The organism is Bradyrhizobium sp. Mp27, assembly GCF_029953005.1.
GTDB classification, from domain to species: domain Bacteria; phylum Pseudomonadota; class Alphaproteobacteria; order Rhizobiales; family Xanthobacteraceae; genus Bradyrhizobium; species Bradyrhizobium barranii.
This window is the reverse complement of record NZ_JASAUS010000001.1, coordinates 187314-214015: the sequence shown is the minus strand read 5'-3', so window position 1 is coordinate 214015 and position 26702 is coordinate 187314. Positions and strand designations below refer to the sequence as shown.

Here is a 26702-nt window from a genome sequence, read left to right as displayed (position 1 = left end):
CGAGGTGTCAATGGCTGGAAATCTCAGTCTTGGGCCCCGCGCGCTGCTCTTCTGGCCGCAGCAATTCGTCCAGCGCGCGCATCGAGGCCTTCTGAAGCGCGGCGAGCTCGCGCGTTGCGCTCTGGCATTCAGGCGGGGACATTGAGGCCGCTGCCAGCTCGACTTCGCGGCAGCGCTCGAACAGGCGGACGAGGCCGAGCGCGCCGGCGGCGCTGCCGAGTTGGTGCGTGAGCCGCGCGAGCTGCTTGTGATCGCCGATCGCCGCGGCCTTGGCGATGTCATCGATCAGCTTGTCGCTGGTCTCCTGGAGCAGATGATGCAGCTTGGTGATTTGTGCCTGGCCCAGCAGTTCTTTTTGATCGTCGAGGAAATGCCGATCGATCAATGCGCCGGCCGCAAGCTGTGCCGTGGGCATCTTCTGCGCTGGATCGTCCTCGATCGCCTCGCGCAGCGCGTTGATCAGGATCGGCTTGCTGACGACCTTGGCGATGCCGGCACCGGCGAGCCGCTCGCGGGCGCTGCGCGACACGTCGGCGGTCACGGCGATGATGCGCGGCATTTTCGGCAGATCGAGCTTGCCGATCCGCGACGCCGCCTCGACGCCGTCCATGTCGGGCATGTGCAGATCCATCAGGATGATGTCGAACGCCTGATCGCGGGCGAGCGCGATGGCCGACGCGCCGTCTCTCGCAATCGTCGCGCGATGGCCGAGCCGGTTCAGAATGGCTTCACCGACCTCGCAATTGACGGGATCGTCGTCGACCAGCAGCACGCGGAGCTGCCGCGACGGCGGCGGGACCGCGCCTTGCGCCACGCCGCTTGCGGCGAGGCCGAGCGGCACCTGAAGCGTGAACGTGCTGCCCGCGCCCGGCGTGCTCTCCACCGTCAGCTCGCCGCGCATCAGGCGCGTGAGCCGGCGCGCGATCGCGAGTCCGAGGCCGGTGCCGCCGAACCGTCGCGCGATGCTATCGTCGGCCTGGACGAAATCCTCGAAGATGCGCTCGTGCATGTCGGGCGCGATGCCGATGCCGGTATCGCGAACGGTGATGCGCAGCAGGACATGATCGTCGCGTTGCTCGGTGGCCGCCGCGAGCGCAATCCCGCCGTGCGGGGTGAACTTGATGGCGTTGCCGATCAGATTGAGCAGGATGCGGTTGAGCCTGACCGGATCGCCGTGCACGGATGTGTCGACCGTCGCATCGCAGGCGAGGTCGAAGGTCAGGCCCTTGCCGAAGGCTTGCGGACACATCAGCTCCGCCGCGGTCTCGATCAGCTGGCGGAGGCGGAAGTCGCGCGTCTCCAGCGTTTCGGTGCTGGCCTCGAGGCGGGCATATTCCAGGATGGCATCGACCAGCGCGATCAGCGTTTCGCCCGATGCTTCCGCGGTCGCGAGGTGGCGGCGCTGGGCCTCGCCGAGGCTGCTGTCGTCGAGCAGCTGCAGCACGCCCATGACGCCGTTCAGCGGCGTGCGCAGCTCGTGGCTGACGACGGCGAGGAAGCGCGACTTGGTCTCGTTGGCCAGCACGGCGGCCCTGCGCGCGCGCTCGGCGGCGTCATGTTCGGCCAGGGCCTGATCGCGGGTCTTTTCGAGTTCGGCGGTCCGCTCGGCGACCTTGCGCTCGAGGGTCGCATAGGAGTCGCGAAGATGCGCGGCCATCCGGTTGAACTGGTCGCCGAGCGCTTCCAGCTCGTCGCCGGTCTTGATCGCGAGCCGCAGGCCGAGATCGCCGCTGCCGATCCGCCGCGCGCCCTGCGTCAGGATCTGGATCGGCACGGTCATGCGCCGGCTGAGCCAGAGCGACACCAGGACCGCGCAGGCGAGCAGGACGACCAGGAGAAACGTCGCGCGTCCGATCGATGCATAGATCGGGGCGTAGGCCTCGCTGAGCGGAAGCTCGACGAACACCAGCCAGCCGAGCGAGGGGACCGTCGCATAAGTCGAGAGCACGCGCTGGCCCGACAGATCCTCCTTGACCAGGCCGCCCGAAGGCGGCCCCACGCCATCGAGCGCGGCGCGCACGTCCGCATGCCCGGAGAGATCGCTCCGTTGCAGCGCCGGCCACAGATCGGGATGTGCGATCAGGACTCCCATGCGGTCGACCACATAGGCCTTGCCGGTGTTGCCGACCCTGATCCCGGCGACGAGGTCCCAGATGAAGCGCAGATTGACGTCGGCCACGATCACATTGGGATTCCGCCCGGTCCCGCGCGTGGCGAGCGTCATGAACGGCTCGGTGTCGCCGAGGAAGTAGACCGGCCCGTAATAGGCCCGGCTCTCGTTGGCACCGCGGAAGGCCGGCGAGGCCGAGAGATCGGCCTTGCTGCCGACCCTGTCCGCGACGCGGCGCGACACGTGCACCTGCTCGTGGCCCTGCGAATCGAGCTCGGCAATTTCCGCGATCGCGGGCGAGAGGCGCAGGAGCCGGATCGCGTTCAGGCGGTCGTCTTCGTTGCTCGACAGCTCCGGAGGCAGCCGCGAGAGCCATCTGATCTGGCTTTCGATCTGGCCGATGAACTGGCCGATCTGGATAGCCGCGCTCGCTGCCTGCTCGCGCTGGGTCGCCGCGAGAAGCTGCTTCTGCTCGCGATAGGAGAACCAGACGTCGAAGCCGGTGTTGATGGCGAGTGCGGCAAAGGCGAGGGCGACGATCGAGTAGAGATATTTTCGGAACAACTGGCCCGGGGGCGTCCGCAAATGTCCCTGGTCGATCGCCTCGTTCACTCGCGGATCTCGTCGGCGCGCGCCAGCAGCGTGAATGGAATGGTCAATCCGAGCGAGCGGGCGACCGTGCGGTTGATCAGGAGCTCGTATTTCCGCGGCGATTGCACCGGCAGATCTCCGGCCTTGGTGCCGCGCAGGATGAGATCGACGTAGTCGGCCGAGCGCACCTCCAGCGTCGGCCCGTAGCTCATCAGTCCGCCCGCATCCATGAAATAATGGAACGGATAGATCGTGGGGACGCGATGTTTGGCCGCCGCCGCCACGACCGCCTGACGGTGGATCACCAGGAAGCTGTCGACCAGCGCAACCATCGCCGCCTTGGGCGATTCGGAAAAGCGCCTGATGGTTTCGTCGATGTCCGTTGGCGCATTGACGGGCGCGGGGGTCACGGACACCCCTGACGTCGCAGCTTCCTGCTCGATCGAGTCGAGGAAGAAGCGCCCGGCGCGCGGCGTGGTCGCCGGGTTGAAAAGGACGCCGACGCGCGCGAGACCCGGCACCGCCTCCCGGATGAGCTGAAGCCATTTGCCGCCCATTTCGGCGGTGCTGTTGGTGAAGCCGGTGACGTTGCCGCCGGGATGCGCGAGGCTTTCGACGAAGCCGTTGCCGACGGGATCGTTGGCGGTCGCGAAAACGATCGGGATGGTTTTGGTGGCGGCAAAGACTGCGGCGGTTTCGATGGTCGAGCCGGTCAGGATCACGTCCGGCTTGAGCTCGAGCAACTCCTGGACCGCGGTCTTGAGCTTGTCCGGTCCGCCGAAGGTCGAACGAAGTTCGAGGCGGAAGTTGACGCCTTCGACCCAGCCTCGCTGCCTCAAGCCGACGATGAGACCACCCAGGCGGGAGGTCGGGCTGTCGGTCATGCTCCGTCTGGTCAGTTCGTCGTCGAGCGGCAATCCCGTCAGCGAGGCAACGATCCGCATGCGATCTGACGTTGCGCCGAGCGCAATCCAGCCTGCGGCGGTTGTGCCTGCGAGGCGAATGAAGCCGCGGCGATCGAGCGCGAACGCGGAAGGCCGTTCGGTCATGGAATTCTTTGCACGATGGTCTGTCCCAGCCGGATGCTTAACGCGAAAGGGCGGTGTCCACAATTGATGAAAAAATGCGCTTATGAATGTTCATTCGCAGCATTCGGCAGTCCGATACCGTATTCCTACCCCGCCAAAGAGTCGCTGTTTCGAGCTTTGTCTGCTCCGTGACGATCTGCAACGCATTGTGGCGTTGCAACATTTTCCGTCTCGTTGAGACGACGGTTCGGAGAAGTCGATTTCTGAGCGGCTGATTTTTTGAAGCGTTGTTTCAGGTTTGTTTCGAAGGTTGTCGATGCGCAAAATCTATCTTTTTCCGGCCCTCGTGGGCCTGCTGACCTCAGTTGCAGCCGGGCCGCTCGCGGCTCAGGGAGTGGTGCCGAAGCAGAAGGCTGCGCCGGCACCCAGAGCTGCCGGTGCGGCGCCGGCTGCCGCCGCCGGTGCGCCGGTCGCTGCTGCGACCGAGATGCCGGCCGCCGGTGCGGACGACAAGACGACCAAGGCGATCGACGGCTTCCGCTCCGCCAAATTCGGCATGAACGAAGCCGACGTGCGCGCGGCGATGACCAAGGACTTCAGCGCCAAGCCCGACGCGATCAGGGCGCAGGACAACGCGTCCGAGTTGACGCACAGCCTGCTGCTCTCCGTTCCCGAGCTGCTGCCGAACGGCGGCACCGCCGAGCTCTCCTATGTGTTCGGCTACAAGTCCAAGTCGCTGATCCAGGTCGGCTCGGTCTGGTCGAAGGGGACCGACACGGCGATGACGCCGGAGAAGCTGTTCTCCAACGCCAACATCCTGCGCGCCCATTTCATGGGCGAAGGCTTCAAGCCCGATTCGATCGCGATGAACATGCCTGTCGCCGGCGGCATCGTGATGTTCCGTGGCAGCGACGCCAAGGATCGCTCGGTGATCCTGCTTCTGCAGGGCACGTTCGAGAACAAGGAGAACAACCAGCGTGTGCTGACCCCCACGAGCCTGCTGCTGTTCTACGTGGCCGACGCCAAGAGCCCCGACATCTTCAAGCTGCCGCCCGGCCAGTTCTGATGCCGGACGACCTCACGACATTCTCCCACCCAGTTGTGGATCGGCGCGAATGTCGATGAAGAGGATATGAAATGCGCGGACCATCTGCGACGCAACACAATGACGAGCTGACGACGCTGCGGAGGCTGGCACGCTTCCGCTCGATGTCGCTGCTCTGCGCGATGCAGATGGTCTTCCTGCCGGTGTTCAGCGTCCGCCTGCAGGCGCAGACGGCGAACGTGATCACCCCGGACGGCCGCACCGGGACGAGCCTTCAGACATCAGGCAGCGTCACCAACGTCACGACGTCGACGATTTCGGGCAACAACGCCTTCAACTCGTTCTCGCAGTTCAGCGTCGGGCAGGGCAACACCGTCAATCTGCAGCTGCCGACCGGCACGCAGAACCTGGTCAACATCGTTCGCGACGCCCCGGTCTACGTCAACGGCACGCTGAACTCCTACATGAACGGCGCGATCGGCGGTAACGTCTATTTCGCCGACCCCAAGGGGTTCGTGGTCGGCCGCAGCGGCACGGTGAATGTCGGCAGCCTCAACGTCTCGACGCCGACACGCGAGTTCACCGACAGCCTGATCGGCGCAGGCGGGCAGATCAACCAGTCGGCGGTCGGCAATCTGATGGCGGGCTCGTTCCCGGTCTCGCCCGACGGCAACATCCGTATCTATGGCCGCATCAACGCGATCGACGGTGTGCGCCTGACCGGGCAGAACGTCTTTGTCGGCGGCGCCAGCCAGCGCGACATCGCCAATCTCGACCACGCCGCGAAGTTCGCAGCCTCCGTCAACTCCAAGGGCCTGCGCAGCGCCAGCGCGATCACCGTGAGCAACGGCTCGATCCATATCGGCGCCGTCAACAATGCCAGGGTCAACGGGCGTCTCACCGCGCAAAGCAAGACCTCGACGCCGAGCAACATCACGGTTCAGGCCGGCAACAACATCGATGTCGGCAAGAAGGCCAATCTCAACATAGCAAGCGCAAACGGCAATGCCGGAGAGATCCGCCTGAAGGCGGCGCAGAACCTGACCGTCGCGGGCGGCGCCAGGTTCGATGCCAGCGCGAAGACGGGCAATGCCGGTCTCGTCGACTTCAGCGCGAACGGGATCATCGACATTGGGAAAGGCATCAAGGTCGACCTCAGTGCGGACAACGGCAAGGCCGGCACGCTGCTGATCGACCCGACCGACGTGGTCGTGGGTGATGCCGCTCAGGGCGACACCGGCGTGACGCTGTCGAACAGCTCCATCGTGAATGCGCTCGCCGGGCTCAGCGCCGGTGCCGACTACCTCATCCAGGCCGATCATTCCATCACGCTCGCCGCGCATGCGATGATTGATGCCCGCCGTCTCGATGGCTCCGGCCATTCGACCGGCAACGCCAACAACGTCATCATCGACGCGCCGAACATCGAGATCATGAATGGCGCGCAGATCCTGGCCCAGTCGGTCAACTTCGGCGGGACCACCTACGCCGACGGCAACGTGACGCTGAGGGCAACCGCGAGCGACATCAAGCTGTCCGGCCAGGCCACCGCCACGACGTCGATCACGGTCGACGGCAAGGTCACCGGCGGCATCATCTCGATCAGCGCAACCTCGACGGCCGTGTCGAGCTTCCTGAACGGTTCGGTGGCCGGTGATTTCGCGCTTGTCGGCTCGACGCTTGCCGCCTCGGTGCTCGGGCTCAATGGCGGCTATCTCGCCGCAAGCGCTACGGCGACCCTCAACATCAACAGCCATGCCGACATCAACGGGCGCGGCGATGTGACCATTTCGGCGCACGCCACGGAGACCGTGTCGGATCCGGCGGTCGCTACCACCTTGCTCGGCAGCCTCACGCCGGTCGCGGCCGGTGTGGTCGTCGGCAAGATCGACGGCACTGCCACGACCAACGTGGCCTCGGGTGCGACGGTCAACGCTGGTGGCAACCTCGAGATCAAGGCGCTCAATGATGCGACCATCGCCGTCTCCGCTGTCGCAGCGTCGACCAGCGCGCAGATCGTCCCGACGGTGGCCTATTCCACGGGATCGGTGACGACGACCGCCAACGTTGCAACCGGCGCGCATATTGCGGCTGGCACGGTGAACACGAGCGGCAGCACCCTGAAGGTCCGCGCGATCAACAACAATTCGTTCTCGACCAGCGCAACGTCGGTTGCGGCGAGCGGGCCGAATGCGAGCGGCGCTGTCGGCGCCGCGGTCGCCATCAGCGACGTCACGACGTCTGCGACCGCGACGCTCGGCGCATCGCTCGGAACCAGTGCCGGCGACCGGATGAACGGTTCTGTTCTGGTCGAGGCGACGTCCGACACCACGAGCAATTCCACGATGGCCTCGGCCATCGCCGGCCTGCCGGCGCTGGTCGCGGCCATCCAGGAATTCGCGGTCTCGAACGTCGCTTCGCCGACGCACTTCGTCATGGACCACATGACCTCGCTGGTGCCGCTGAGCTTCGATTTCAAGGTCGCAGGCGCACTCTCGCTGGCCAACAGCACGCAGAGCGCGACCGCTGCGATCGCGCAGAATCCGAGCGGCGGCGCGCCGAGCATCTATGCCAGCGGCAACGTCGCTGTCGCCAGCAACGTCATCGATCGCGGCGTTCGCAGCAATGCGACGTCCAGCGCGATCACGAAGGACGTGTCGACAGGCGAGGGGACGGCGATCAGCGCAGCCATTGCCTGGGGCAATTTCACCCACAATTCGAACGCCTATGTCGGCAACGGCACGCTGATCAACGCGGCCAATATCGCCGTCGATGCCACCACCGAATTGCCGATCACCAACACCTGGCTGAAGTGGGACGGGCTGGGTGCGGTCCTGAGCCATCTCAACGGCAATCTCGGCGTCGGCGGCAACATCCTGACCAGCTATGCCAACGCAACGGCCGATGCCGGAGACACGATCGGCATCGCAGGTTCGCTGAACCATTTCGTGGTGAACAACAACACGACGGCGTGGGTGGCCGGCTCCGCCAGCCTGACTGCGACCTGCACGACCGCGACCTGCGGCAGCAGCTGGTCGGCCGGCATGGACAATGGCGACGTCCATACCTACAACGCCAGCCTCCAGATCGCGGCCACCACGACCACGGCGTCGATCGACGCCGCCGGCAATGTCGGCACGCTCGGCTTCCTGTTCGGCAACACCTCGGGCGGCTCCTCGGTCGGCGGCGCGCTCAATCTCGTCCAGTTCAACACCAATACCATCGCCGGCGTTTCGGACCGTGCGACGCTGCGTGCTGCGGACGACATCGCCGTCAACGCGATCACTTCCGACCGGTTCGTCGCTGTCGCACCGTCGTCCGGCAAGGCTGCCGGCACGCTGGCGCTGAACGGCATCACTTCGCTCGGTTTCCTGAACAACACGACGCACGCGTCGATCTCGAGCCAGGCCACCGTCTATGCCCCGACCGTCGGCATTCTGGCGCAGCAGGATCTGTCGGTCGTGACGCTGTCCGGCGCGATGAGCTATAACGGGAGCGGCGGTTCGGCGGTCGGCTTGTCGGTCGCCTATCTCGGCGCAAATACCGACACCTCCGCCTATATCGGCGACAACCATTCCGACATCCGGCCCGGCGTGTTCAGCGCCAACGATCCGTTCGCCGGCACCAGCGGCGGAAGCGGGGCGGTCAATGTCGACAATCTGACACTCAGCGCGACCACTTCGGGACGCATCACGGCGGCCGCCGTCGCGGCAGCCGTCTCCGACCCGGCGTCGTCGAGTTTCTCCGACAAGGCAGGCGCTGCCGGCGCCGCCTCGACCGGAGGCACCGCCGGCGTGACGACGGCGGCGGGCAAGATTGGTTCGACCTCGGGATCGAGCACGAGCGGCTTCAGCCTCGATCTCGCCGGCAGCTCGTCGGTGAGCGACGTCTCGCTCGGCACCAGCGCCTATATCAGGAACACGACGGTCAACAAGTACACCACGACCGGCGCCGTGCTGACCAACACGATCGTTCAGGCGCTGAACGACACTATGCTCAACAATGGTTCCGGCTCCGCGGCGCTCAATCTGGCCGGAGGGTCTGCCACGGGGGCTGCGATCGGCGGCGCGATCGCGGCGGCGATGTCGAACAATGCGACGCTCGCCTATATCTACGGCACCACCATGAACAATCAGAGTTCGGTGACGGTGCAGGCGCTCAATGGCGGCTCGGAGACCGTCGTTGCCATCGGCGTGGCGGGATCGAAATCCAATGCAGCGTCGCTGTCGGCCTCCGTCGGCATCATCACGGACAGCGCCAACGCCTATATCGAGAGCTCGACGATCACGGGGCAGGCGTCCGGCGTCAACCGGGCGCTCGAGGTCGATGCCTACCAGACCACGAACATCGCGATCGGCGGCGGCTCTCTCTATATATCGGGCGGCCAGGCCGGAGTCGGCATCGGGCTGACCTATGCCTCGATCGCCGATCCCACGGGCGGAAACGCGACCGACGCGCACATCCGCAGCACGGCGATCTCGAACTACGACACCCTGTTGGTGATGGCCGACAGCGCCAGCGTGATTGCGGCCGGTGCGGCCTCAGGCGGGGGCGGGGCCAGCGCCAACGGACTTGCCGGCGCGATCGTCGTCAGCGAGATCACGCCGACCACGACAGCCTATATCAACAGCGGCTCGACGGTGAGCATCAATGTCGGCCGCGTGACGGTGCTGGCGGACAGCGGCGCGGTGTCGGCGCTCGACACTGCGCTCGGAAACCTCGTCAAGAAGTCGAACAACAATCATCTCGCCGAGGACACCTGCACGGTCGCCGGCGGCACCGGCGGGCAGAACTGCATCGACTTCGGCGCAGCTGCGCTCAACGGCGGCACGGGCAACGGTCCGGGAGCCAGCATCGTCTCCGTTGCGGGTCTCATCCAGGCGGGCAAGAACAATGTCGGCGCCTCGATCGTCTACAACACCATCGCAACCACGCATTCGGCCTATATCGCCAACGTCCTGATGACGGCCGGCAGCAACGGCAATGTCAGTGTGAGCGCGGTCGACTCCTCCAAGATCCAGGCGGTCACGATCGGCTTCGGTCTGGCGACCGGACAATTTGCGGGCGTCGGCGGCACCACGATCAGCAGCATCTCCAATACCGTTACGGCGGCCATCGGCAACGGCCAGTCCAGCGCGACGCAATCGAGCGTCACGGCCAAGAACATTTCCGTCTCCGCGACCGACAACTCCAGCATCACCGGAACCGCCGCGGTCGCGGGCGCCTCGACGCAAGGCAGCGCTGCGGGTCTGGCGCTCGTCTACAGCAGCATCGCCAACAATGTCAGCGCCGGCGTCACCGGGTCCAAGCTGACCGCCTCGGGCAGCGTCGCCGTCGGTGCGAACTCGAACGCCAACATCTCGACCGTTGCGGTCGGTATCGCGATGTCCTCGCAGGTCGGTCTGGCCGGCTCGGTCGCCACCAATCTGATGGGGACCAACGTCACCGCCAGCATCACCGCCGCCGGCACCAATGGTATCAACGGCGCCGACGTCACCGCCACCAACAACGTCGCCGTAATCGCCGGCAACAACGACAAGGCGGGCGTGTTCGCCGGCGCCGTGTCGATCAGCAAGGGGGCGGCCGGCGGCGCCGGCTCGCTGGTCACCAACCAGATCACGGGCACCACCGCGGCCTATATCAGCGGGGCGAACACCAAGGTCGATGCGCTCGGGACCAGCAGCGCGGATACGCTGTCGGTCAACAGCGGCTCGCTCGCCCATGCCTTCGACCTCGGCACCGCGCATGCGCCGACCGACACCACGCCCGACCTCACTGAGACCCAGGACACCGTGCGCGGCCTTGCCGTGGTCGCGAGCTCGCACCAGGCGGTCGTGACCAACGTCGCTTCGCTCGCCGCGAGCAGCGGCATCGCCATCATGATCAACCCGATCACCAATGTGATGAGCGGGCAGACCCGGGCTTATATCGACAGCGCCGCCATCGACACGCGCCTGACCTCGTCGACGCTGGCGCCGCAGATCGAGGTTGCCGCGTCGAGCTTCTCCTATTCCGGCGCATTCGGCGCCGGCATCATCCCGCCCACCGGCAATGGCGGCGGTGGTGCCACCATCATCAGCACCACGATGCAGCGCGGGACGTTCGCGTACATCACCAATGCCACGGTCGGCGGCGTGCAGTCGTCGAGCGCGACGGTCGGAGCCGTCACCGTGAAGGCCAATGCCGAGCAGGACGCGTCCTCGATCGCGATCGGCTTCAACACCGGCTCGGTCGGGTTGAACGTCTTCCAGGCCACGACGGAAGCCTATGTCGACGGCGGCGCGCTGACGGCTGCGTCGCTGACGGTGAACGCCACCAACAACACCGGCATCTTCTCCGCGAACGGCTCCGGGGCCTATGGCAGCCAGGCCGCGATCGGCGCGGCGTTCCTGGTCCAGGTCTCCTCGAACCGGACCGAGGCCTATGTCGGCGACGAGTTCCACTATCAGGGCAATGGCGCTGCACACACGACCGCGCTCAATCTGAGCGGCGCGCTCGACGTCGAGGCCAAGACCAAGAACCGCTTCGAGGCCTATGCGATCGGCGGTGCGCTCTCGACCGGCACGGCCGCGATCGCCGGCATGGCGAACATCGAGATCGCCAACAACACCACCATCGCCGGCGTCTACGACACCACGCTGCAATCGGTGACGGGCGGTGCGGCCGGTGCGGTCACCATCAACGCCAACGAGGACGTGGCGATCAAGGAGATCGCAGGCGCGCTTGCGGTCGGTGCGAGCGGCGCAGGCGTCGGCGTGGGCGCTGCGGCTAACGTCATCAGCTTCAAGAGCCAGACCATTGCGGAAAGCCGCAACAGCAATCTGAACTCGGCCGGCGCGATCAACGTCAATGCGCTCAGCACCAAGGAGGTGCTGTCCTACGCGGTCACCGCGGGCATCGGCGGCAGCGTCGGTATCGGCGCGACCGTCGGCGTCATCATCATCGGCACCAACACCGCCGATGCCGATACCCAGGGCCAGCAGACCGGCCAGCTCAATCAGGGCAACAACGGCACCATCGCGTCCGTGAACAACGGCACCAACCACACGCAAGGCAGCAACGCGGTCGCCAGCGGCACGGCCGGCAATCCGAACAGCGCCAACGTCAGCTCGACCTACGACGTCAGCAGCGTGCTGAGCGGCGGCAACGACGCCGTCGTCGCGCAGATCACGGGCGGCAACGTCACGGGCACGCAGGTCAATGTCACTGCCACCAGCGCCAATGCGGCCAAGATGTATCTGCTCGGCGCCGGCTTTGCGAAAAATGTCGGCATCGGGGCCGGCATTGGCTACACCAGCGTCAACAGCACCGTGCTCGCCAATCTGAGTGACTACGGACGCGACGGCTCCGGCGTGCTGGTGGCCGCAGATACGCCCTTGGCCGTCACGGCACCTGTCGTCACCGTTGCGGCGGTCGTCAAGGACGCGACCACTGGACCTTATGCCGGCAAGACCATCGACACCGAGGCGGTCGCCGGCGGTGCCGCGCTTTACTTCGGCGCGCAGGCGGCGGTGGCGGTCGGCAATGTCAGCAATTCCGTGGTGGCGCTGCTCGGTGGCCAGATCACCGGCGCGAGCGGCACCGGCAATGGCGCCGCCGTCATGGCGCAGGACTCGACGACCCAGGTGGTCTTCACCGGCGGCGTCACCGGCGGCGCCGTGGCTGTCGGCGCGTCGGTCGCGACGGCAAGCCGAACGAACTCGGTCGCAGCAAGGGTTCTGAACGGCTCCACCGTCAACGTCGCGACCTTGGCGGTTGGCGCAAGCGGCGCCGGCACGTTGACGACGACGTCCACCGCCCTCGGCGGCGGCATCGTCGCCGGCGTCGGTGCGGATGCGGAGGCTCACGAGAACTCGTCCGTGCTGGCAGAGATCGGCAGCAGTGCCTCGATCACGACATCGGCGACCGGCGTCGGCACGCTGGTGTCGGCGTCGATCACGCCCAATCTGTCGAGCGAGGCGATCGGCGTTTCGGTCGGCGGCGGTGCCGTGGGCGTTGCCATCGCCAAGTCCACGGTCGGCGCCACGGTGACGGCCGATGTCGGCGACAACGTCAGCTTCTCGGGCGGTGCGCTCGCGGTGACCGCCATGGCGCTGGTCCCGACCAGCGGCACCACGACCTGGGCCAAGGCGCTCGCCGGCGGCGGCGGCTCGCTGATCGGCGCGCAGGGCAGCCTGGCCGTGGCTTCGGAGAATGCGACGGTGAACGCCTATGGCGGAACGGGCATCGTGCTGCCCAACGCCAACGTGACCATCGCGGCCGAGAACGACAGCGCGCAATATGCCGAGGGGACGGGCCTTTCGACCGGGTTCCTGGCGCTCGGCGCCACCGTCGCGCAGACGTCGTCGAGCGCGCACACCTATGCCTATCTGGGTGCGCCCGCGGACATGGATACCCTGAACCATGGCAGCTACACGGGTATCCTCCGGATCACGGCGACCGGCACCGATACCAACGTCTCAAATGCGACGGTCGGCGCCGGCGGCACCTATGCCGGCGCCGCAGCGGTCGCGACCACCAGCTCGACCGCCGTGACCAATGCGCGGTTCGACGGCGGCACAGCGGATGACACGCTCTATTTCGGCGGCCTCCGCATCAATGCCATCCACACCACGAATTATGCCGCGAGCGGCGATGCCTATCAGGCGTCCACGGCCGGCGTCTCGGCCGGCAAGGCCCAGAACGACGTCGACTCCACCACCACTGCCGAGATCGGAACGCACCTGATCATCAATTCGGCGGGCGGCAACATGGTCGTCATCGCCAACGACATCGTCAACCAGGGCGGCGGCGGCGCGCGGTCGGGCTCCGGCGGCTCGTTCTCGGGCGCAGCCGCACTCAGCACCTCGACCGTCACCCAGCACATCAACACCAATATCGGCGCCGGCACGGTCCTGAGCCTCAACGGCGATCCGCGGACGTCGGCGGCGTTCATCAATATCGAGGCCTACAACACGCTGAACACCAACGATACGGCGAGCCTGGCCACGGCCAGCTTCTTCGCCGGCGGCGGCGCCGAATCCAACATGACGGCGAACGCCACGCTCGCGGTCAACATCAATGCCCGCGAGCTGTTCAGCGTGGGCAAGATCTATATCGGGACGGCCGCGAAGATGGCGGCGGCGAACAACGCCAATGCCAGCCTCTACGGCGCGATCGCGGGCGTCGGCGCCAGCACCAACAGCTGGGTCCACGCCAACCAGTCCGTCAATGTCGGCGACAGCGCGAAGATCGCGGCCTGGCGCGACATCACCATCTATGCCGGCATGTCCGGCGACGGCACCGTCTTCAGCAGCGTGCAGGCGACGGCGACGACGGTCGTCTACAACAACACCGCCGTTCCGATCTCCACGCTTTATCGCGGCACGGCCAATGCCGACGACACGACGAGCCTGACGCTGGCCCCGACCTCGAGCATCCTCGGCGCGCGCGACATCTATCTCGGTGCAACGCAAGGGCAGGTCACGGCGGCCGGCAACGGCAGCAACTACAATCCGTATCTGGACATCTTCAGCGCCAAGAACAGCGACAACCACAGCCACACCAGCGGAATCGGCGATGTCGCGCTCAATGGCCTGGTGGTGGCCGGCGTCAACAACGATTTGACGATCACGATCGAGCTCGGTGCGGCCGCGCCGACGCTGAGCACGACCAGTCCCTATTCCCTGCTGACAAACGGCTCTTCATCGGTCCTTGAGCTCGTCTCCGACGTCAATCACTTGAGCCCGGTGATGAGCTGGAACCACCAGACGGTCCAGTATGCCGTCGTCGGCAACTTCAATCCCTACCAGCTGGTGGTCAACCAGCTGGCGTCGCTGACCGGCCTGACCGAGGCGCAGGTCCGCTCCCAGCTCGCGGCGGCGACACCCACCGCGCCCGCCAGCATGTCGCCGACCGGCACCGACCCGACCGGCGACAAGCAGCGCCAGATCGACACGCTGATCAAGCAGGCGCCGTTTACCTCCGACGCGCCCGGCAACGCCTTCGCGTTCGGCGACATCATGGTGTCCGCCGGCAACGTCTCGATCCTGGCTCAGAAGCTGACCGGCAACAGCGGATCGAATCCCGCGGCACCGGCGGTCATCGCGCGCAGCTCGCCGTTGATCAAGATCGAGAACAAGGGCCTCGACTTCATGAGCCTGGGCAACCTCACGGTCACCGATGTGACCGGAGGAAACATCACCTACCGCCAGATCGACCATGTCGACCCGGACTCGCACTCCAATGTGACCTTCACCGCGATGCCGAGCGCGACGCCGGTCATCGACGTCTCGGCCACCTACAACCGCCTGGATCCTGACTCCGGTCAAGGCATCGACCAGAACGGCAACGTGCTGACGCGCACGCCCGACATCTATTTCAACGGCGCCGTCAACAACGCGAACGGCCTGCTCAAGATCATCAACAATCTCGGCAGCGTCGTCGCATCGCAGTCGCTCAGTGCCGCGACCGTCCAGATCGTGGTGCCCAAAGGCACGTTCACCTTCCTCGGCGGTATCGGGAGCTTCTACGACAGCGGCAGCGCAGTCACCTCGCAATGGGCCACCACCGAAAACAGGCCGGAAGACACGCTGACCGCGGTGATGACGGCGGCGACCTATCTCGGCGCCTACGGCGACTACTATACCGCTCCGCATATCGCTTCGGGAACCGATCACCCCTATTTCTATTACTGCTGCACCGACGGCAGCCACGGCGTGTATCAACCCGTCGGCAACGCCGACGCCAGCACGATCTTCACCGCGCGCATGCTGATGACGTATTACGACGGCACCTCGCTCTATTCATCGATCTTCCTGCCGGTGGGCCAAGGCGCGCCCGGCAACGGCAATCCCAACGCCGGCAGCGTGCCGAGCGTCAGCACGCTCCAGCAGATCGAGGGGCCGACCAGTCAGGTCATCTCGACTGCACCGTGGGAGAAAACGACCTATGACGGGCGGAACGTCTACGCGGATAGCGGTCCGTACAAGACGCCGTTCAACTGCTCGGGCTGCTCAGCCTTCTTCCAGGTCATCAACATCCAGCCGGATGCGATCACGCCCAAGACTGCGGATACACCGGCCACCGCGACAGCCACCCAGACTATCAGCGGCCAGGCGGTCATCATCTCGGCGTCGGTGATCAACATCAACGGCACCATCCAGGCCGGCTCAAGCAGCAACTACTCGGTCAATATCGGCGCCGCCGCGGCGCAGCAGGTCACGGATCTCAAGAACAACAGCGCCGCCTTTGCCCAGGCCCAGGCCAACGCGCGGAACGGCAGTTATGTCGATATTTCAGGGACCAATCTGACGACGTCGGGTACCGGCGACGTCAAGATCGGGGTCAAGTACAACGCGCTCACCGACCAGTTCATCCTCAACGGCGTGGTGCAGGGCGCGGGCGGCTATGTCTATCTGAACGGCAAGATCATCTCGACCTCGACCGACAGCACCCAGACCCAGGGTAATATCGAGATCAAGGGCGGCGCCGGCACCATCACGGTCAACAACACCAGCGGGCTTGCGCTCGTCACCAACACCATCAATACCGGCGCTACCGCCCAGAGCGTGGTCGAGATCGTCGATCAGCTCAAGGGGAAGACCACGTGGTGGGTCTACGATCCCAAGGCTGCGAGCAGCCAGCAGGTGTCGCGGTACGAGGTCAACAGTGTCACCGCGAACGCGATCGATCCCTCGATGCTTGCAGCCAGGACAGGTACGGCGGGCATCCAATATGCGACGAAGGAGAATATGTACTATCAGTGGGTCGACACGGCGACGATCGATCGTCCGACCAACAGCACGCAGTTCGACTATGGCTGGCACTTCACGCCGAACGCGACCACCGGAGAGAATTGGACCCGCACGATCAGCCTGGTTGAGAACGTGCAGCAGGCCACGGGCGGCGGCGGCTCCACCGGCCCGCAGACCAGCAACTACCAGAAAGTCACCACCGCCACCGGCAGCTATCACTGGGCCGACGGAACGTATGCGGACGGAAGTCCCGTCCCGCTCGGCACCCACCCCGACAAGTGCTGCGGCGCGGACGCCCAGTTCAACTGGTACCAGGCGATCTATGATCACCTGACGCTCACGCTGACCAACACGGTCAAGGCGTCGAACCCGATCAACATCAAGTTCACCGGCGGCGGGAGTAGCGACGTCGTCGTCAATTCGACCTCCGGTATCGTCATCAACGGGTCGATCAACAACCTTCAGGGCACGACGACGCTCGCCGCCACCGGCGCCAACTCGTCCATTACGGTCGGCGCCAATGCCAACAACCCGGTGATATCGGGTACGAGCGTGACGCTTCGGGGTGACGGCGGCATCGGCACGCTCGGCACCACCAAGGCTCCCGTCCAGGTGCAGATCTATGGCGGCAGCCTGACCGCCAGCTCGATCGACCGTGACATCGCGATCTCCGCGATCGGCGCGTTGTCGATCAACCAGGTGAAGGTGAATTCGGCAGGCGCCACGCCGCAGGGCAGCGTCTTCCTCTCGGCGACCGGCGACATCAACTCGGCGTCCGCCTACAACATCGCCAATCCCGTCGTGATCGGCAAGAACATCGAGATCAACTCCACCTCCGGCGCGATCGGCGCGAAGAGCGCCGTGGTCAACGGCGCGAGCACCCTGACCAACATCAACCCGCTGGTGATCCAGGCGACGGGCACGACACAGGCGAGCGGAGCCGTCGATGGGGGCGTTCTCGACAGCGCCTCGGCGACCGGCACCTACATCGTCCAGTCCAAGGGCGATCTCCGCCTCGGCACGATCCAGTCGACCGGCGGTCCGGTCTTCCTGGAAGCCGCCGGCTCCGACGGCAACCAGGCCAGCATCCTCAATGGCCGCGCGGCGGTCGGCCTCACCCAGGCGCAGAGCCAGCATCTGCAGGACGTCTGGGCCAGCCTCGACCTGCTCAGCGGCAACGCCGCCACCAACGCCGTCAACAGCTACCAGTCGATGGTGACGTCGGCCTACAACGACTACTTCCAGCTCAAGAACATCGCGTTCCAGGACGGCAGCACCTACAACCCGACCTCGGTGGGGCAGACGGTGCTGCGGGCGCAGGTGGCGGCCAAGCTCGGCATCGATCCCGCCAACGTCTCGACGACGGACATGAAGGTCGAGGCCACGACGCGGTTCCTGCGGGACCAGTTCCTGCTCGGCAAGATCACCACCGACGAACTCAAGACCTCGCTGACAACATTGCTCGGCACCGCTCCCACCGATCCGCTGGGGACCGTGTTCGGCAGCTCGCTGTCGGCGACCCTGTTCACGAAGCTGTTCGAGGGTGTGACGACAGCCAATCAGCGCTTGCCTAGCAACACGGCGCTGCAGACTGCGCTCAACACCTATAATGCGAACTACAGCTACACGCTCGCATCGACCGAGCGGGTCTACAGCATCATCACCGCGGGCTCGCAGTGGACGCAGAGCCAGCTAGCCTACACCGTGTCGTCGTCGGCCGTCGGCGCGGCGCCGCCGCCGATCGACGAGAACGTCGTGGCCAATGTCAGCGCCAACCAGATCATGCTCTACGCGCCGCGCGGCTCGGTCGGCAATTCGGCCGCGCCCCAGACCTTCACCTTCACCAGCGTCGATTCCTCGTCGCTGACACCGGAGCAGAGGGGATTGCTCGCCACCGCCGGTCCCGGTCAGCTCACCGTCGGCGCGGTCACGGATCCGACGACCCATGTCACGACCTATACGGTCAGCCTGTCGCAACAAAACCTCGTCGTCGTCGACAACCCGATCGCGATCTCGGCCAAGGCGCTGACGAATATCTATCTCGGCAGCAAGAACAGCCTCGCGCTCGGCGGCGTCACCGCCAATTACGGCCCGATCACGGCCGCGCAGGCCAATGGCATCCAGGTGACCGGCCGCGGCGACGTCAAGCTCGACGCCGTCAACAGCATTTCCAACAATGCGGGCGGAGCCGTGATTTCGGGCGATATCGGCAACCTGACCCTGATCGCCGAGCACGGCAATGTCGGTGCCCCCTCGGGAACCGCCGGAAGCAACCCCGCGAACAATACGAACGCGCTTCAGATCGCGTTCGCAGATCCGTCCAACGACCAGCTCGACCAGGTCTCGTCGGCGCAGGGCATCTACCTGAAGCAGACCACCGGCGATCTCATTCTCGGCAACATCGCCGCCGGCAATGCGATCCAGCTCGCCGCGACCGGCAGCATCTACGCCGAGGCCGGCTTCACCGACCGTACGGCAATCCACATCCTGGGCGCCGACCTCGATCTGCGCGCCGGCGGCAACATCGGCTTCAACGGCTCGACCTTCCAACCGCTGCAGGTGAATATCTCCGGCGCGGTGACCGGCTCGGCGGTCGGCGACCTCAGCATCCTCGCCGTCACCGGCGATCTCATGGTCGGCACAAGCGGCACCTATGGGACGCTGACGGCCGGCGGCGCGCTGACCCTCAACGCAGCGCGCGGCGGGCTCACCGTCAATGCCGACATCACAAGCGGCGGCCTGATGCAGCTGCTCGCCAACCGCGGCATGAGTTTCGCGGCCGGCACCAGTGCGGCGCCGGTGGTTGCGACCAGCAGCTCGGACGGCGTCACCCTGGTCGCCGCGACGCTGACGATGGGCGCCTATTCGGCCATCAACGCGGCCGGATTGATCTCGGTGACCACCACGGGCGATGCGACGATCGGCCAGCTGAATTCGTCGCTGTCTTATGCGGCTGCCTCGAACGCGCCCTCGATCATCGTCACCGCCGGTGGCGTCGCCTCGCTGGGCGCGATCCTCGACAATGGCGACGGCCAGACCAGGTTCGTCGCATCCGGCGCGGGCGCCGAGCTGTCGCTGAGTGCATCGAACGGCATCGGAAGTGCCACGAGCCGGCTCGCCTTCAACGCCGTACAATTGTCGGCGAGCGCGAGCGCCGGGGGCATCTACCTGAAGGCGCTGACCGACACCGAGGCGAGCCTGCTCTCCGCGGTGAAGGGCAACGTGGACATCATCGGCACCGGCGCGCTGACGCTCGACCAGGTGCTGGCGGGCACGGCGACCGGCGCGAGCGGCAGCTTCAGTGCCGTCGCGAACAACGGCAGCATCGTCATCGGGACCGCCGACAGCAGCGGCTCGCAGACGGTCCACGCCAGCCAGAACGTGACGTTCAAGTCGCTGACGACGACCGGAAATGCCGGCGACGCCGGCAACATTGACGTCACCGCCGACAACGGCTTCATCCTGGCGCAGACGGTGACGTCGGGCGGCGTGACGACGCTGGGCTCGGTCTCGGCCCATGGCTCGGCGACGCTGCTGGCGGCCACGACCATCACCGGCCATACGCTTGCCACCACGACCGGCTCGGCCGTGCTGACCGCGACCGGCCCGATCGACTGGAGCACGTTCAACGTCGGGACGACGCTGGGTGCGACGGCAAGCCAGGGCAGCATCACCTTCAAGACCGCGCAGAGCGGCGGCACGCAGACCATCAGCGCCCATGACAATGTGACGTTCAATGCGCTGACGACGACCGGCATCAATGGCGATGCCGGCAGCATCAACGTCACCGCCGACAACGGCTTCATCCTCGCGCAGACGGTGACGTCTGGCGGCGTGACGAGCCAGGGCTCGGTCTCGGCCAACGGCTCGGCGACGCTGCTTGCCGCCACGACCATCACCGGCAACACGCTCGCTGCCACGACCGGCTCGGGCCTGCTGACCGCGAGCGGTCCGGTCAACTGGAATGTCCTCAATGTCGGCACGACGCTGGGCGTGACTTCAAGCCAGGGCAGCATCACGTTCCAGACGGCGCAGAGCGGCGGCACGCAGACCATCCATGCCCACGACAACGTCACCTTCAACGCGCTGACGGCGACGGGCATCAACGGCGACGCCGGCAGCATCAACGTCAATGCCGACAATGGCTTCATCCTCGCGCAGACGGTGATGTCGAGCGGCGTGGCGACGCTCGGCTCGGTCTCGGCCAACGGCTCGGCGAGGCTGATCGCGGCGGGGACCAACACCGGTCATAACCTCACGGCCACGACCGGAAACGCGGTCCTGAGCGGCACCGTCGTTCGTTGGGATAATCTCAACGTGGGCGGCACGCTCGACGTCACCGCGACGGCCGGAGGGATCACCGTCGGCACCGCCATCAGCGGCGGCACGCAGACCCTTCATGCCGTCAACGATATCGTCTTCAGCCAGCTCACAACGACCGGTATCCCGGGCGATGCCGGCGACCTCAACGTCAAGTCCGACACGGGCTCGCTCCGCGGCGGATCGATCACCGCCAACGGCGAGACGCGTTTCGATGTGGCCGGATCGGTCTCGTTCGACCGGATCAGCGGCGACATCGTCAAGATGACGTCGTCGGGTGACCTGACGATCAACTGGGTCAGCGTCGTCCGGGAGCTCGACCTGGCGGCAGACACGATCAACGTCAGGGGCGAGCAGATCCGTTCGAATCCGGCGATCCCGCTGATCATGAACATCACCGGCTATAACGGCGGCGTCGCGAAGTCCGCCAACATCTCGATCGACCCGGACAGCATCATCGTCAACCAGTTCAGGGTGGTGGACGCGAACTTCTGGACCGACGCGCATGCGGTCACGATCCTGAACGGCTATGTCCCGGGCCAGCTCATGCTCACCACCGCCACCCAGCAGGTGTTCCTGAACAACCGGACGCTGGCGCCGACCAACGGGCCGACGCTCCAGCTCTACCAGCCGGGCGGCGTGTTCACGATGAGCCAGATCGGCAACGCCAATGTCAGCAACGCCTATGTGGTGTTCTACACCGGCGACGTCTCGGCGAGCGTCACCAATTACGGGCCGACCCACACCTGCTGCTACGACTTCACCGGCGCCAGCATGGTGCGCAACATCCCGGTCGACGGCGAGGGCAAGGAGAGCATCGAGACCTGGCTCGCGAAGAAGGATGGGGGGACGTTCTATTTGCTCGGTCTCTCCGGCCAGGCGCGGCTCGATGCGCTGCTGACGCCGCGTCCGGTCGAGACCATCGGCTCCGGTCCCGCCGTCAACATCGAGGGACTGAGCGACCTGCGCAAGCTGCGCCGTCAGGGACAGCGCGTGGGTCGTCCGGGCTGGAAGGATGCGGCGGTCGAGACGGCGAAGCCGTCCGTTGGCCGTCTCGCACAGGCATGGTAACGGGATTCGGGATGCGGATTTGGGGGGCAGCGTTGGGGGTGGGGCTTGCAGCTTGCTGCATCGCCTCCGCTCGCGCCCAGTCGATCAATCCCGGCGTGATCCAGAACGACATCGACCGGCAGCGCCGCCAGCTCGAACAGCAGAGCGCGCCGCCAAAGCTGAGCGGTCCCGCGGTGATTGGCGGCGAGCGGGAAAAATCGCAGCTGAAGCCGGGCGGGCCCAAATTCCGCCTGCGGAAGGTCGAGTTCGACTCCTCCAAGTTCATCACGCCGGCGGAGCTGGATGAGATCGCGAAGAAGTATGTCGGCAAGAACGTCGACATCGCCGCGCTGCTGCAACTCGTCGCCGACATCAACGCCATCTACACCGAGCGCGGCATCGTCACGGGCATCGCGACGCTGCCGGATCAGGATGCCAAAGGCGGTGTGGTGAAGATCAAGCTGACCGAGGGCCGGCTCCAGAAGACGACCATCGAGGGCAACAAGCAGACCCGCACCGATTACATCCTTCAGCGCGTGAAGGAGCCCGAAGGCGAGGTCCTCGACGTTCCAAAGCTCAATCGCGACGTGATCTGGTTCAACCGGACCAACGACGTGCAGATCAAGGCGCTGCTCCAGCCCGGCACGAGCTTCGGCCTGACCGATCTCCAGTTCGCGGTGATCGAGCCGCCGATCGACACCCTGCAGCTCTTCACCGACAACCAGGGCGTGGAAAATACCGGCCGCTGGGAAGGGGGCGCCTTCTACAAGCGCCACGGCCTGTTCGGCGTCGACGATCGCCTGACCTTCTACGGCGTCCGCTCCGACGGCAATCTCAACGGCAACGCCGCCTACAGCATTCCGGTCAATCCCTGGGGCGGCCGCGTCGGCGTCAGCTATACCGAAGGCAAGATCAAGATCATCCAGGGGCCGTTCGTCGCGCTCGACGTCACCGGACGCTCGAGCCAGGCCGCGGTCAATTTCAGCCAGCCGATCTGGGTGACGCAGAACTGGCTGGTACTGCTCAACGCCGCCGAGACCGAGGGCAAGACGGTCAGCCGCTTTGCCACGGTCTCCGTGACCGACGACCATTACGACAAGGCCACCGCCGGGCTCTCGGTGACCAATTCCGGCAACACCTATTCGATCACGGTCTCGCCGGCGGTGAACTACATCACCTGGCATGATTATGTGCTCGGCAACAACCGCGCGTTCAACACCTATACCGGCTCGCTGATCGCGACCAGCGCGGCGGGGCCTCAGAATTTCAGCGCCAACGTGCTGGCGAGCTGGCAGTACACGCAGGAAAAGCAGCTGCCGGGCGACCAGATCTTCTCGATCGGCGGTCCCACCACCGTGCGCGGCTATCCCTCCAACTCCGCGTCCGGCGACAGCGGTTATTATTTCAACGCCGAGCTGCACTACAACTGGTCGCAATGGCTGAAGGGCTTTGACACCTACATCTTCACCGACTGGGGTGCGGTCTATTCGACATTCCCGGGGATCACCGAGCTCGCGTCGGTCGGCGTCGGCTTCTCATGGACCTACGCGTCGTTCATGACGTTCGAGGCAAATTACGCGACGCCGTTGAAGATGGCCGTCTCGACCCAGAACCATTACGAGGCCTATGGCCGCGTCATCTTCCGGCCGTTGTTGATGTTCCAGAAGCAGGAGAGCCCTGCGCCGGTGGCGGCTGCCGCCGGCAAGAGCAGGTCGTAGCGCGGATTGCTTCTCTCTCCGTCATGGCCGGGCTTGTCCCGGCCATCCACGTTCTTCGACATAGAAACCAGGACGTGGATGCCCGGGACAAGCCCGGGCATGACGAACTCGGGGCGTCTCAACGCCGCAGCGTGAATTCCTCAGCGCCGCGACGGTGCTCCCATTTCGCCTGCTCGAGCTCGGGCTGGTCGCATTCGACTTCCGGATAGCCGATGCAGAGATAGGCGATGAACTTCCAGGAGCTGGGCACGTCGAGAGTGGTGTGAACGCGCTCCGGATTGAGGATCGACACCCAGCCGATGCCGATGCCGTCGGCGCGCGCGGCGAGCCACATGGCGGTGATCGCGGCCACCACGGAATATTCGGTCGTCTCCGGCATGGTCGCGCGGCCGAGGCCGTGGCCGATGTCGCTCGCCTTGTCCGCGAACACGGCAAGGTGGCCGGGCGCCTGTTCGAGACCGGACAGCTTTAGCGTCGCATAGCGCGCGGCGCGTTCGCCGGCATAGGCATTCAGCGCATCGGCGTTGCATGCCCTGAAGTCGTCGATCACGGCGCGGCGTCGTGCGGCATCTTCAACGACAACGAAGCGCCAGGGCTGGCTCAGGCCGACCGAGGGCGAGAGACAGGCGGTCTCGATCAGGCGATCGATGGCGCCGGCCGGCAGCGGATCGGCGCGAAAGCGGCGCACATCGCGGCGCCACACGAACAGCTCGCGCAAGTGCTGGCGGAAGGTGTCGTCGAACTCGACCATGAGATCAGGTTCCCATCCGGAAGGATGCCGCCACCAGCAGAATGAGGATCTCGCCGGTCTGCTCGAATGCGCCGAGAATGTCGCCGGTCTGCCCGCCGATCTGGCGGATGGCAAGCCGCGCCAGCATCAAGCCGGTGAGGGACAGCAGGATCAGGCTGACCAGCGCCTTGCCAGGCCCGAGCACGAGCGCGAGGGCGAGCGTTCCGACAGCGAAGGCGATGGCGACGCTGCGGTCCGGCGGCGATCCCGCGCTTGCCGACAGTCCATCAGATCGTGCCGGCGGGACCAGCGACATGAAAGCCGGCACGCCCGCGCGGGCGGCAGTGTGCGCGGCGCACAGCGCGAGCGCGACGGCCCAGGGATTGGCGATCGCCGCGAGCGCGCTCCAGCGCAGGCCGAACGACAGGATCAGCGCGCAGACGCCATAGGTGCCGATCCGGCTGTCGCGCATGATCTCGAGCTTGCGTTCGCGCGTCCGGCCGCCGCCAAGCCCGTCGGCCGTGTCGGCAAGGCCATCCTCATGCAGCGCGCCGGTGATGAGCGCGGTCGTGGCCAGCGTGAGCAGGGCGGCGAGGTGCGGCGTCAGTCCGAACCGGCTGGCGATCTTGTAGACCAAAGCGCCGGCAAGGCCGACCAGCAGTCCGGCGACGGGGAGTGCCCATGTCGCGCGCGCGACGGCGCCTTCGGCTGCTGGCTTGGACGATGCCACCGGCAGGATCGTGACGAACGATGCCGCCATCCTGAGATCGGCAAGGACGTCTCGCAAAAATTCGGCGCGCGGCATCATTTCAGCTTCATCGGCAGGCCGGCGACGACGAACTCGACTTCGTCGGAAACCGCCGCGATGACCTGGTTCATGATTCCGGCGGCGTCGCGATAGCTGCGCGCCAGCGCGTTGTCGGGCACGATACCGAGCCCGACCTCGTTGGTGACGAAAATGACGGGGCTCTTCTGGCCGCCCATGAAAGCGGCGAGCTTCATGAGTTCGTGTTCCCAGTCACGCCCCGCATGCATGATGTTGGAGAGCCACAAGGTCAGGCAATCCACCAGCCTTGGGCCACCGCCATCGGTCTCGATCAGAGCCTGCAGGAGATCGAGTGGTACCTCTCGCTCGATCCAGTCGACGGCCGCGCGCTTGGCTCGATGCTTGGCGATGCGCACCTCCATTTCGGCATCGAGCGCCTCGGCCGTCGCGATGTAGATGGGCTGGCCCGGAAAGCTGCGCGCGCGCTTTTCCGCGTGGGCGCTCTTGCCCGATCGTGCTCCGCCGGTGATCAAGATGACGGCCATAAAGGTCTCCTGTGGGCCTGACTAATCACCAATCGCGGCCAAAGACAAAGCCGAAATCAGACGGCCGGGGGCTTGCGCTCCGCCTTCGCTTTGCGCAACAGGGGCGGGACAGGAGGCGTGCGTGGGTTTTGCGGGGGCGATGGCGGTGGCGATGGCGGTGGATGCCCTGCTGGGCTGGCCGTCGTGGCTGTTCGCGCGGATCGGCCATCCCGTGACCTGGCTGGGCCGGCTGATCTCTGCCATCGACGCCGCCTGGAATCGCGCGTCTGTTCCGCCGGCATTTCGCCGTGCTGCGGGCGTTGCCGGAGCGCTCGTCGTCATTGCGCTTTCGGTCGCGCTCGGCTGGGTGCTTCAGTCCTTGCTTCCCTTGGGCTGGATCGAGATCGTACTGGTCGGCATCCTGGCCTGGCCGCTGGTCGCCTTGCGCTCGCTCCATGATCATGTCGCTACCGTCGCAAAGCCGTTGCTGGCCGGCGACATCACCGCTGCGCGCGAAGCGGTGTCGCGGATCGTCGGACGCGATCCCGCGACCCTCGACGAAGCCGGCATCGCGCGCGCGGCGATCGAGAGCCTCGCCGAGAACGCCTCCGACGGCATCGTGGCGCCGGTGTTCTGGGGCGCGCTGTTCGGACTGCCCGGCATTTTGGGTTACAAGGCGATCAACACGCTGGACTCCATGATCGGTCATCGCAGCGAACGCCACGAAGCTTTTGGCTGGGCCGCGGCGCGCATCGACGATGTCGCAAATTTTGTTCCGGCGCGCCTGACCGGGTTCTTGTTCGCCCTGTTGGCGTCGCGGCGATCGGAGGCACTGTCGTGCATGACGCGCGATGCCCGCCGTCACCGCTCGCCCAATGCCGGCTGGCCGGAGGCGGCGATGGCGGGTGCGCTTGGCGTGCGGCTCAGCGGCCCCCGTATCTATCACGGCAGCGCGACCGATGAGCCCTGGCTCAACGAAGGCGCGCGCGATCCGCTTGCCGCGGACATCAGCCAGGGATTGACGATCTACCGCCGCGCCATGCTGCTGCTTGCTGGAATCCTTGCGATCCTGGCCTTCGCGTGAA

9 protein-coding genes are annotated in these 26702 nt (G+C 65.8%); 4 read left to right on the top strand and 5 right to left on the bottom strand.

Annotation, left to right across the window (positions count from 1 at the left end; genetic code table 11):
- Window positions 1–7: 7 nt before the first annotated feature.
- On the bottom strand, window positions 8–2722 hold the full coding sequence (locus QJT78_RS00845; RefSeq protein WP_038941898.1) for a hybrid sensor histidine kinase/response regulator: 2715 nt from the start codon (window positions 2720–2722) through the stop codon (window positions 8–10).
- Window positions 2719–3750, bottom strand: a complete 1032-nt coding sequence (locus tag QJT78_RS00840) for an ABC transporter substrate-binding protein (RefSeq protein WP_038941897.1) — start codon at window positions 3748–3750, stop codon at window positions 2719–2721. Before QJT78_RS00840 ends, QJT78_RS00845 begins: the two co-directional genes overlap by 4 nt.
- A gap of 295 nt (window positions 3751–4045) precedes the next feature.
- Here QJT78_RS00840 and QJT78_RS00835 point away from each other — a divergent pair, with 295 nt between their 5' ends.
- The 3 genes from QJT78_RS00835 (at window position 4046) to QJT78_RS00825 (ending at window position 23597) form a co-directional block, all read left to right on the top strand.
- Window positions 4046–4795 carry a hypothetical protein gene (locus QJT78_RS00835; RefSeq protein WP_038941896.1) on the top strand — a complete coding sequence of 250 codons (750 nt, stop codon included), beginning with the start codon at window positions 4046–4048 and terminating at the stop codon, window positions 4793–4795.
- A gap of 71 nt (window positions 4796–4866) precedes the next feature.
- The gene (locus QJT78_RS00830; RefSeq protein WP_281460165.1) at window positions 4867–21900 is read left to right on the top strand and encodes a leukotoxin LktA family filamentous adhesin; all 17034 of its coding nucleotides are present in this window, start codon (window positions 4867–4869) and stop codon (window positions 21898–21900) included.
- 11 nt (window positions 21901–21911) lie between these two features.
- Window positions 21912–23597 (top strand): ShlB/FhaC/HecB family hemolysin secretion/activation protein, encoded by a 1686-nt coding sequence (locus QJT78_RS00825; protein WP_028148479.1) that lies wholly within the window; start codon window positions 21912–21914, stop codon window positions 23595–23597.
- A 118-nt stretch (window positions 23598–23715) separates the two neighbouring features.
- Here the strand turns inward: QJT78_RS00825 and bluB are convergent, their stop codons facing one another.
- The 3 genes from bluB to cobU are packed head-to-tail and all read right to left on the bottom strand — an operon-like array spanning window position 23716 to window position 25638.
- On the bottom strand, window positions 23716–24348 hold the full coding sequence (gene bluB, locus QJT78_RS00820; RefSeq protein ID WP_028148478.1) for a 5,6-dimethylbenzimidazole synthase: 633 nt from the start codon (window positions 24346–24348) through the stop codon (window positions 23716–23718).
- A 4-nt stretch (window positions 24349–24352) separates the two neighbouring features.
- Window positions 24353–25135, bottom strand: a complete 783-nt coding sequence (gene cobS, locus QJT78_RS00815) for an adenosylcobinamide-GDP ribazoletransferase (protein ID WP_028148477.1) — start codon at window positions 25133–25135, stop codon at window positions 24353–24355.
- A complete protein-coding gene (gene cobU / locus QJT78_RS00810; RefSeq protein WP_028148476.1) occupies window positions 25132–25638 on the bottom strand; it encodes a bifunctional adenosylcobinamide kinase/adenosylcobinamide-phosphate guanylyltransferase in 507 nt (168 codons plus the stop codon). Before cobU ends, cobS begins: the two co-directional genes overlap by 4 nt.
- A gap of 121 nt (window positions 25639–25759) precedes the next feature.
- On the opposite strand from cobU, the gene cbiB reads away from it, so the two are divergent.
- The gene (cbiB, locus tag QJT78_RS00805) at window positions 25760–26701 is read left to right on the top strand and encodes an adenosylcobinamide-phosphate synthase CbiB (protein WP_028148475.1); all 942 of its coding nucleotides are present in this window, start codon (window positions 25760–25762) and stop codon (window positions 26699–26701) included.
- Window position 26702: the final 1 nt, after the last annotated feature.

Bases quoted from the DNA above. Each gene is read 5' to 3' on its own strand.
- QJT78_RS00840 (WP_038941897.1), bottom strand. From the start codon at position 3,750: ATGACCGAACGGCCTTCCGCGTTCGCGCTCGATCGCCGCGGCTTCATT.
- QJT78_RS00835 (WP_038941896.1), top strand. From the start codon at position 4,046: ATGCGCAAAATCTATCTTTTTCCGGCCCTCGTGGGCCTGCTGACCTCA.
- QJT78_RS00830 (WP_281460165.1), top strand. From the start codon at position 4,867: ATGCGCGGACCATCTGCGACGCAACACAATGACGAGCTGACGACGCTG.
- QJT78_RS00825 (WP_028148479.1), top strand. From the start codon at position 21,912: ATGCGGATTTGGGGGGCAGCGTTGGGGGTGGGGCTTGCAGCTTGCTGC.
- bluB (WP_028148478.1), bottom strand. From the start codon at position 24,348: ATGGTCGAGTTCGACGACACCTTCCGCCAGCACTTGCGCGAGCTGTTC.
- cobS (WP_028148477.1), bottom strand. From the start codon at position 25,135: ATGATGCCGCGCGCCGAATTTTTGCGAGACGTCCTTGCCGATCTCAGG.
- cobU (WP_028148476.1), bottom strand. From the start codon at position 25,638: ATGGCCGTCATCTTGATCACCGGCGGAGCACGATCGGGCAAGAGCGCC.